The 7,082-nt window shown below is 60.4% G+C and carries 7 protein-coding genes; 3 read left to right on the forward strand and 4 right to left on the reverse strand.

The features are described from left to right. Positions 1–36: 36 nt before the first annotated feature. From F0169_RS26450 to F0169_RS26465, 4 genes are all read right to left on the reverse strand, one after another. Positions 37–1,482: a SulP family inorganic anion transporter gene (locus F0169_RS26450; protein ID WP_152748067.1), complete on the reverse strand. Its 1,446-nt coding sequence runs from the start codon at positions 1,480–1,482 to the stop codon at positions 37–39. Between the two features lie 78 nt (positions 1,483–1,560). Further along, positions 1,561–2,457, reverse strand: a complete 897-nt coding sequence (locus tag F0169_RS26455; RefSeq protein ID WP_172979566.1) for a LysR substrate-binding domain-containing protein — start codon at positions 2,455–2,457, stop codon at positions 1,561–1,563. Between the two features lie 30 nt (positions 2,458–2,487). Then, on the reverse strand, positions 2,488–3,078 hold the full coding sequence (gene mdaB / locus F0169_RS26460; protein ID WP_058414173.1) for an NADPH:quinone oxidoreductase MdaB: 591 nt from the start codon (positions 3,076–3,078) through the stop codon (positions 2,488–2,490). 123 nt (positions 3,079–3,201) lie between these two features. Then, a complete protein-coding gene (locus F0169_RS26465; RefSeq protein ID WP_058414172.1) occupies positions 3,202–3,966 on the reverse strand; it encodes a sulfite exporter TauE/SafE family protein in 765 nt (254 codons plus the stop codon). Positions 3,967–4,153: 187 nt separating this feature from the next. On the opposite strand from F0169_RS26465, the gene F0169_RS26470 reads away from it, so the two are divergent. From F0169_RS26470 to F0169_RS26480, 3 genes are all read left to right on the forward strand, one after another. Beyond that, positions 4,154–5,050 (forward strand): LysR substrate-binding domain-containing protein, encoded by an 897-nt coding sequence (locus tag F0169_RS26470; protein ID WP_152748068.1) that lies wholly within the window; start codon positions 4,154–4,156, stop codon positions 5,048–5,050. Positions 5,051–5,258: 208 nt separating this feature from the next. Beyond that, positions 5,259–6,659, forward strand: a complete 1,401-nt coding sequence (locus tag F0169_RS26475; protein ID WP_152748069.1) for an amino acid permease — start codon at positions 5,259–5,261, stop codon at positions 6,657–6,659. 141 nt (positions 6,660–6,800) lie between these two features. Continuing rightward, on the forward strand, positions 6,801–7,082 hold a 282-nt coding region (locus F0169_RS26480; protein WP_152748070.1), incomplete at its 3' end, for an OprD family outer membrane porin.

The raw sequence follows: 7,082 nt of genomic DNA on the forward strand, positions 1-7,082 counted from the left end.
AAAAGGCTGAAGCTGCGCAATCCAACGCAAACACACTCAATCGTGATGAACCTTCGCGCGCTTGAGCAGCTTTTTGCAGCGCTCCGACAAATGCAGCACCCGCAGATGCTTGCCGGCCTTGCTGTAACGCTCGCGCAAGGTCATCAGCGCGGCAATCGCTGAATAGTCGACAAAGCTCAGGTGACGGCAATCGAGCGTCACCTGGGCCGGGTCATTGGCCGGGTCGAACTGGTTCAAAAACGGCGTGGTCGACGCAAAAAACAAGGTGCCGTGCAAACGATAGAGCTTGCTGCCATCGGCTTCCAGATGCTCATCGGCATACAGCTCACGCGCTTGTTGCCAGGCAAAGTTCAGCGCCGCAATCACGATACCGCACAGCACGGCCGTGGCCAGGTCGGTGAACACAGTGATCACGGTGACCGCGATAATCACCAGCACGTCGTTGAGCGGCACCTTGTTGATCACCCGCAACGAGGCCCAGGCGAAGGTCTGTTGCGACACCACAAACATCACACCGACCAGCGCCGCCAGCGGAATGCGCTCAATCAGCGGTGACAGAAACAAAATGAACAACAGGATCATCACCCCGGCAAACACCCCGGAGAATCGCCCGCGCCCACCCGAACTCAGGTTGATCACGGTTTGCCCGATCATCGCGCAACCACCCATGCCACCGAACAGCCCCGAGACCATATTCGCCGCGCCCAAAGCCACGCTTTCGCGGTCGGGGTAGCCACGGGTTTCGGTGATTTCATCGGTGAGGTTCAGGGTCAGCAGGGTTTCCAGCAAGCCGACCATGGCCATCAGGAACGCGTAAGGCGCGATGATGCTGAGGGTGTGCATCGACCAGGGGATCTGCGGCAGCGCGAACGTCGGCAGGCCGCCAGCGATGTGGGCCATGTCGCCCAACGTACGCGTCGGCAGGCCGAGCAAGTACACCGCGAGGCCGACGCCGAGGATCGCCACCAGCGCAGGCGGCACGGCGCGGGTCAGACGCGGCAGCAGGTAAACGATGGCCATGGTCAGCGCGACCAGCCCGGTCATCACGTACAACGGCGTGCCGCTGAGCCAGCTGTCGCCGCTTTTGAAATGCTCCAGTTGCGCCAGTGCAATGATGATCGCCAGGCCGTTGACGAAACCCAGCATCACCGAGTGCGGCACCATGCGCACCAGTTTGCCCAGCCGCAACAGGCCGAACGCAACCATGATCAGCCCGCCCAACAGCACCGTCGCCAGCAAGTATTCAACGCCGTGTTGCACCACCAGCGCGACAATCACTACCGCCATCGAGCCCGCTGCGCCGGAGATCATGCCCGGCCTGCCGCCGAACAACGCGGTGAGGGTGCATATGATAAAGGCGCCGTAGAGGCCCATCAGCGGGTTGAGATGAGCGACCAGAGCGAAGGCGATGCACTCGGGCAACAACGCAAAAGACGTGGTGAGGCCAGCCAGAGCATCGGCGCGCAGACGGGTGAGGTTCATGAAGTACCAAGGCATTGCGGGGAATAAGGTCGGGAATGGTACGAAATTGCAGCGGATGGGGCCAGTGAACTTATGGGGTCAGCAGGCATACCGCGCCAGTTTGGTCTGGATGAAATCCAGGAAACACTGAATACGCAGCGCCAACTGCGAATTACGGTAGAACACCGCATGAATCGGCTGGCGATAGCCGCTGTTGAACGCCTCCAACACCGGCACCAGGCGCCCGGCGTTGATGTCTTCAACCGTCATGAAGTTCGACAGGCAGCAAATGCCCTGCCCCTCCAGCGCCAGTTGGCGCAAGGTCTCACCGCTGGACGCGGCGATGCTTGGCGCAATCAGCCAGCGGTCGCCCTCAACGTGACGTAGCGGCCAATGGTTGAGGGTTTCGGTCTGGGTGAACCCCAGCAACGTGTGGTCCGCCAATTCGGCGACTGTGCCGGGCGTGCCATAGTGTTTGAGGTAGCCGGGGCTGGCGAGGATATGCAGCGGCGTACAGCCCAGGGAACGGGCATGCAAAGTCGAGTCGGCCAGCGCACCGATGCGAATCGCGATGTCGGTGCCCTGCTCCAGCAGGTCGATGATCACGTCATCGCTGTTCAGCTCAAGCTGGATCTCGGGGTACAAGCGACGAAATTCGGCGATGTACGGCACGATGCCATGCAGCATGAAGGGCACGGCGGCGTTGATGCGCAACCGCCCCGCCGGGGTTTTCTGGCGTGACGACAGGCGCTCTTCCAACTCCTCCATCTGCACCAGAATCACCTTGGCCTGCTCAAAAAAGTACTTGCCCTCTTCGGTCAGGTCCATGCGCCGCGTGGTGCGGTTGATCAGCGTGGTGTCGAGCTTGGCCTCCAGGCGCGACAAGGTGCGGCTGACCCCCGAGGGCGTCTGCCCGACCTGCTCCGCCGCCGCAGAAATCGAGCCGCACTCAATCACGCTGACGAAGATCTGTAACTCATCGGATCGGGCTTTCACGGGCGGTCCTCGGTAACGGTTCGCAGCAGCTTACACCGAGAGCGTGAACACCTGCGCCAGATGCTGCTCGTAGCGCGCCACATCGGCCTCGATGGCTGGGCGTTTCATCACGTCCACGCACAGAAAGGTCGGCAAAGCGCGCATGCCAAGAAACTCGTTGGCCTTGTGGAACGGGAAGTACACCGCGTCTACGCCCTTGGCTTCGAAGAAGTCAGCCGGGTCGTCAAACGCTTGCTGCGGCGCGTTCCAGGTCAACGACAACATGTACTGTTTGCCGTGCAGCAGGCCGCCGCTGCCATATTTTTGCGTCGCATCGGAACGCGTGCGGCCATCGCTGGCGTACAGGCTGCCGTGGCCTTCGGTGAACACTTCGTCGATGTACTTCTTGACGATCCACGGCGCGCCCATCCACCAACCGGGCATCTGGTAAATGATCACGTCGGCCCAGAGGTATTTGGCGACTTCTTCGGCCACGTCGTAGCCTTCGTCGATATGCGTGACTTTGACGTCGATACCGCCACGGTCCAGCACCGCCAAGGCGGCGTCGTGCAGCGTGGTGTTGTAGCGGCCATCGGAGTGAGCGAACTTTTTGCCGCCGTTAAGCAGGAGTACTTTTTTCATGGGAGCGAATCCAGAGGGTTATCAATGTATGCCCGCAGACTACGGATATGGGTGCCCCGGAATAAGCCTCGACGCGGCAAAATACACTTGACCTGAGCGCACGAATAAACCGGTACTTTTGATTTATCCGCTGATTAACAAATGGCCACCCAATAACACCATGCCGATAAAAAACACCCTTTTAAACAGTTGCGCGCTGATACGCTGGCGCAGCGCCTGGCCGAGCCACATACCCAGCAACGCGGGCACCAACGCCAGCAGTGAGGCATTTATTTCACCGCCGCCCAGGGTGCCGCGCCAAGCCAAACCGGCCGCCAGCGCCAGCGTAGACACCGTGAACGACAACCCCAACGCCTGCACCAACTCGTCTCGCGTCAAACCCAGCGCCTGCAGATAAGGCACGGCGGGTATCACGAACACGCCGGTGGCCGAGGTGATGACGCCTGTGATCAGCCCGCACACCGGGCCCAGCCAGCGCTCGGTGTGTGGCTTTACGTTGAACGCGGGCAACAACAGCCCACTCAGCGCATACACCAGCAACGCCGCACCCAGCGCGCGCACCACCCAATGCCCGCCGTCCATGCCCAGCCATACGCTGCCAAACCCGCTGCCGAGGAAAATCAACAGCAGCATCGGCCACAGGCGTTTGATCAGCGACCTCAAGTGGCCACCGAACGTGAGTTGCCAGAGGTTGGTCACCGTCGAAGGAATGATCAGCAGCGCGGCAGCCTGCGCCGGTAACATAGCCAGGCCGAGCAGGCCCATGGCAACGGTGGGCAGGCCTAGGCCAATCACGCCCTTAACGGTGCCGGCCAGCAGGAAGGTGCCGAACACCAGCAGGGTCAAGGCGGGGCCGATCGTTTGGTAGAACGCCAGGGAAGTATTCATGCGCGCAGTGTGCAGGTTTTAGAGGCGGTCGCACATTCGCCATATACTGAGGCAGCCTCTTGTTTTGTGTGAGGCTAACACCGCCATCGCGAGCAAGCCCGCTCCCACACTTGACTGTATTCACCCATCAAACTGTGGGAGTGGGCTTGCTCACGATGGGGCCAGCCCAGCCAACCGAGGAGCCGCGATGCACTTTGACCTGATCGACCTGCGCCTGTACCTGAATATCCTCGACACCGGCAACATTACCGCAGGCGCCAGCCGCAGCCATTTGTCGCTGGCCGCCGCCAGCGCGCGCATCCGGGCGATGGAGGCGTCGCTGGGCACCGCGTTTCTGCAGCGCGGGCGCCGAGGCGTCACGCCCACTGCCGCCGGTAAAGCGCTGGCCAGGCATGCGCGCTTGCTGCTGCAACAGGCTGAGCACCTGCAACACGACCTGGCGGAATACGCCAATGGCATCAAAGGCCAGGTGCGCCTGCTGTGCAACACCACCGCCCTCAGCGAATACCTGCCGGAGTTGCTCGCGGATTTTTTGCGCGAACACCCCAACCTCGGGATCGAGCTGCAAGCGCTGCCGAGCCTGCGCATTACCCAAGCCTTGCGCCAGGGCACGGCAGACCTCGGGATCATTTCCGACGCCGTAGACGCCCACGGCCTGCAAACCCTGGCCTTTCGCGACGACCCGCTGGTGCTGATCATGCCGCTGGAGCACCCGCTGGCGAGTGGCCCAGTGAGTTTTATCGACAGCCTGCAACACGACTACGTGGGCCTGGCCGCGCATAGCGCGCTGGCGGTGTACCTGGAAGAACAGGCGCTGCACGCGGGCTTTCGCTTGCAAACACGAATTCGCGCCGATGGCTTTGACGGGCTGATTCGCATGGTCGCTCACGGTGCCGGCCTGGGCATCGTGCCCCAGGCTGCATTGCAGCGCTGGCCACTGGAACGCCGCTTCAAGGCGCAACCTTTACGCGAAGCGTGGGCCTGCCGCACGCTGCTGCTGTGTGCGCGTTCGTTTGAACAGTTGCCCGGTTACGCAAAGGCCTTGTTCGATGCCTTGGCCCTGCCCGTGCGGAAAACCCCGTAGTACAGCGATCCCTGTGGGGGCTTGCGCCCGGCCAAAGGCCCGCGCCAATGGTCGAATCGATCCCGCAATGGCTAGCAGATCAGGCACTTGATGGCGTTCAGCTGTATTACGAAAAGTTTACGCAGAGTAATATCTGCCCCCTCAGCACTTCTGAGGGCGGGTGCGGCGTGCAATCCCCCTCAAGAAATACCAGTCGATAGGAAAGTTAATGGCGGATGACATGGTTAACCCGGTAGGCCTCAAGCGTGGCCTGAAGAACCGGCATATTCAGCTGATTGCCTTGGGAGGGGCGATTGGCACGGGGTTGTTCCTTGGCTCGGCCGGGGTGCTCAAGTCGGCAGGCCCGTCGATGATCCTGGGTTACGCGATTGCGGGTTTTATCGCGTTCCTGATGATGCGCCAGCTCGGCGAGATGATTGTCGAAGAGCCAGTAGCCGGCTCTTTCAGCCACTTCGCGCACAAATATTGGGGCGGTTACGCAGGCTTTTTGTCAGGCTGGAACTACTGGGTACTTTACGTACTGGTGGGCATGGCCGAACTGACGGCGGTGGGCAAGTACATCCAGTTTTGGTGGCCGGAAATCCCCACCTGGGTCAGCGCGCTGGTATTTTTTGTGGCGGTGAACCTGATCAATACCCTGAACGTGAAGTTCTTTGGTGAAACCGAGTTCTGGTTTGCGATCATCAAGGTGGTGGCAATTGTCGGCATGATCGTGCTCGGCTGCTATCTGCTGTTCAGCGGCACCGGCGGCCCACAAGCCTCGGTCAGCAACTTGTGGAGCCACGGCGGGTTCTTCCCGAATGGCGGCATGGGGCTGTTGATGGCGATGGCGTTCATCATGTTCTCGTTTGGTGGCCTGGAGCTGGTGGGTATCACCGCCGCCGAGGCCAGCGAGCCGCGCAAAGTGATCCCCAAAGCCATCAACCAGGTGGTGTACCGCATCCTGATTTTCTACGTGGGCGCGCTGACCGTGCTGCTGTCGTTGTACCCATGGGACCAACTGCTGCAAACCCTCGGCGCGTCGGGCGACGCTTACAGCGGCAGCCCGTTTGTGCAGATTTTCTCGCTGATCGGCAACGACACCGCCGCGCATATCCTCAACTTCGTGGTGCTGACCGCGGCGCTGTCGGTATACAACAGCGGCGTGTACTGCAACAGCCGCATGCTGTTCGGCCTGGCCGAGCAAGGCGATGCGCCCAAAGCGCTGATGAAGCTGAACAAGCAAGGCGTGCCGCTGCGCGCACTCGCGGTTTCGGCGTTGGTGACGATGCTGTGCGTGGTGGTCAACTACATCGCGCCGCAGAATGCGCTCGGGCTGCTGTTTGCGCTGGCGGTTGCATCGCTGATGATCAACTGGGCGCTGATCAGCATCACCCACATCAAGTTCCGCAAAGCCATGGGCGAGCAAGGCGTGGTGCCGTCGTTCAAGACCTTCTGGTTCCCGTTCAGCAACTACCTGTGCCTGGCGTTTATGGTGATGATCATCAGCGTGATGCTGGCGATCCCGGGCATTCGTGAATCGGTGTTTGCAATGCCCATCTGGATTGGGATTATCTACATTGCCTACCGGTTGCGGATCAAAAACGCGAACCCTGCAGTCATGCGCTAACCCATTTGCATGACCTCTGTCCGCGACATGGCGCGCACAGAATCAGATAAGTCCTGCCCTCCTTCAAACGAGTCCTAGGTCAGTTTAAAAGGGGTTTACAGCAGCCTGTGATGAGCACTTCCACTCACGCAGGCTGCTTAAATGAACACAACAATCAACATAGGCGTTTTAACCCTTTGCTCCTTTCTTGCGCCCAGCGTATTCGCTGACTTCATCAGTGACAGTACCGGCAAGCTCGAACTGAAAAACTTCTACTACAACCGCGACTATCGCGACCCCGATGCCATGCAATCCAAGCGCGAGGAGTGGGCACAGGGTTTCGCCTTGCAACTGGAGTCGGGTTTTACCGAAGGTACCGTGGGTTTTGGCGTCGATGTGCTCGCCATGGCCGGGTTCAAGCTCGACTCAAGTGCCAGCCGAACC

This window comes from Pseudomonas kitaguniensis (genome assembly GCF_009296165.1).
Classification (GTDB): Bacteria; Pseudomonadota; Gammaproteobacteria; order Pseudomonadales; family Pseudomonadaceae; genus Aquipseudomonas; species Aquipseudomonas kitaguniensis.